The sequence below is a fragment of the Bradyrhizobium sp. SRS-191 genome (assembly GCF_024586915.1).
In the GTDB taxonomy this organism is placed as follows: Bacteria; Pseudomonadota; Alphaproteobacteria; order Rhizobiales; family Xanthobacteraceae; genus Bradyrhizobium.
The window spans coordinates 1-2,247 of sequence record NZ_JANBVS010000058.1; the positions used below are offsets into that span (position 1 = coordinate 1).

Here is a 2,247-nt window from a genome sequence, read left to right on the forward strand (position 1 = left end):
AACTACCGAGCCCAGATATTTCTGCACCAACTCGGGATATTCGCGGATCGCCTCCGAGATCGGCATGAAGATCACGCCGGCCTTCTTCAGTTCCGCCTTGAAGGTGGTGGCAACCGAAACGGAATCGAATACGGCGTCGACCGCGATCTTGCGACGGTTCGGATCCTCTTCACCGGGCTTGGGCTCAACGCCTTCCAGCATCGCCACTTCGCGCAGGGGAATGCCGAGCTTCTCGTAGGTCTTGAGGATTTCCGGGTCGATCTCGTCCAGCGACGAGACCGTCTTCTTCGGCTTCGGCGCCGCGTAGTAATACAGATCCTGGAAATCGACCTTGGGATAGTCGACGCGGGCCCAAGTGGGCTCGGTCATGGTCAGCCAGCGGCGATAGGCCTCGAGCCGCCACTGGAGCATCCACTCCGGCTCGTTCTTCTTGGCTGAGATGAACTTGACGATCTCTTCCGACAGCCCCTTGGGGGCCTTCTCGGACTCGATCTGGGTTTCAAACCCATAACGATACTGGTCGACGTCGATGCGCTTGACGCGCTCGACCGTCTCTTGGACGGCTGGCATTCTATCCTCCGCTCGCGGTTTCAAGGACCGCGGTGGATCAAACTCGAACGAGTATTACGATGTTTTCGGACCGAAAGCACGTGCTTAGAACCGTTCAAGCCGTGTTTCGTCGCTTAGCCCTTAAGTAGGTGATTACCCAGCTTTCGCCAAGCCTCTAACGCCCTGTTGATGTCCTCCGGACCCGTGGACCAGCCCAGGCTGAGCCGGATCGCGCCCTGGGCCAGTTCGGGACCGGCCCCCATCGCCAGCAGCACGTGGGACGGCTGGACCTTGCCGGAGGAACAGGCCGAGCCAGAGGACACGGCAATGCCTTCGAGATCGAAGCCGATCACGGCGGTTTCGGCCTTCAGGCCGGGCGCCGTAAACAAAATGGTATTTGGTAACCTCTTCACCTGATCCGAGAACACAGTCGCGCCGACAATCTCCCGCAGACCATTTTCCAAGCTGTCTCTGAGGGTTGCCACGCGCTGCAGATCCTCCGGCAGAGCCTGAAGCGAGGCTTTTACGGCGGCACCGAAGCCCGCGATGCCCGCAACATTCTCGGTGCCCGCGCGGCGATTGAGTTCCTGGCCGCCCCCTCTCAGCACCGGCTCCAGCCCGGACAGGCCTTCGGTGATAACAAGCGCGCCGACGCCCTTGGGGCCCCCAATCTTGTGCGCAGAAAAGGTCGCAAGGTCGGCTCCGATCTCATTGATATCGAAAGGCAATTTTCCCAGTGCCTGGATCGCGTCGACATGCAGCAGGCCGCCGGCCTCGTGGACGATGCGCGCGGCCTCCGCGACCGGCTGCAGCGCGCCGGTCTCGTTATTGGCCGCCATGATCGAAACCAGCGCCGGCGGGCCATCGGCCAACACCGCCCTGAGATGGTCGAGATCCACCACGCCCGCTGGCGTCACACGGATCTGGCCGATCCGGCCGACCGGGAACCGGCCACCTGACAGAACCGAGGCATGCTCGACCGCCGACACCAGCAACCGCTCGGCCGGGCCGCCCGATCGCCCGCGCAGGCCGGGCGACAGCGCCAGCGCATTGGCCTCGGTTCCAGCCGAGGTAAAGATGACGTTCCGCGACAGGGCCCCGACGGCGGCCGCCAGCGCGCTGCGCGCGTCCTCGACGATCCGCCGCGCCTCGCGCCCCTCGGCATGGACCGAGGAGGGATTGCCGACCAGGTCGAAGGCGGCGAGCATCGCAGCCCTCGCCTCGGCGCGAAGCGGCGCGGTCGCATTCCAGTCGAGATAAACGCGGCTTGGCATCAAAGTAATATGTTACCTGACTTCGCCGGAGGCCATGGTGCCGGCGTGTCCCCGACATGGGCCGTGACCGCGCACTTGGCAACCACGATTCCGTCCCGGCGGCAGCAATGACGCCGCGATGGCGCGCTAACATCTTGAGCCGATTGGACGATGTTCAAGATGCTTGCTTTTTGACCCTCGCCTCATGTTAGAACGCGGCCGTCAGTTCACCGCGCGCCGCTCGCGCATCATCCGAGGGCGCCGCTCCACCCTTCCATTCGCGGTTTGACCGGCAAAGCCAGCCAATGCAGTCCGCACAATCGGTTGATTGCTGAAGACCGCCTTCGAGGGATCAATCAAGAGACCATCATGCCTGAAGTCATTTTCACCGGCCCCGCCGGCCGCCTCGAAGGCCGCTATCACCCGGCCAAGCAGAAGAACGCGC

Annotated in this window: 1 protein-coding gene and 2 pseudogenes; 1 reads left to right on the forward strand and 2 read right to left on the reverse strand. The window is 63.2% G+C overall.

The genetic code is table 11. The features are described 5' to 3' along the window. Positions 1–570, reverse strand: a pseudogene (locus NLR35_RS33850) (Fe-S cluster assembly protein SufB); the annotation flags it as partial. A 113-nt stretch (positions 571–683) separates the two neighbouring features. Then, entirely contained in the window at positions 684–1,823 is a 1,140-nt protein-coding gene (locus tag NLR35_RS33855) for a cysteine desulfurase family protein (protein WP_257170878.1), read from the reverse strand. A gap of 330 nt (positions 1,824–2,153) precedes the next feature. On the opposite strand from NLR35_RS33855, the pseudogene NLR35_RS33860 reads away from it, so the two are divergent. Next, positions 2,154–2,247 (forward strand): annotated as a pseudogene (locus NLR35_RS33860) (alpha/beta hydrolase); the annotation flags it as partial.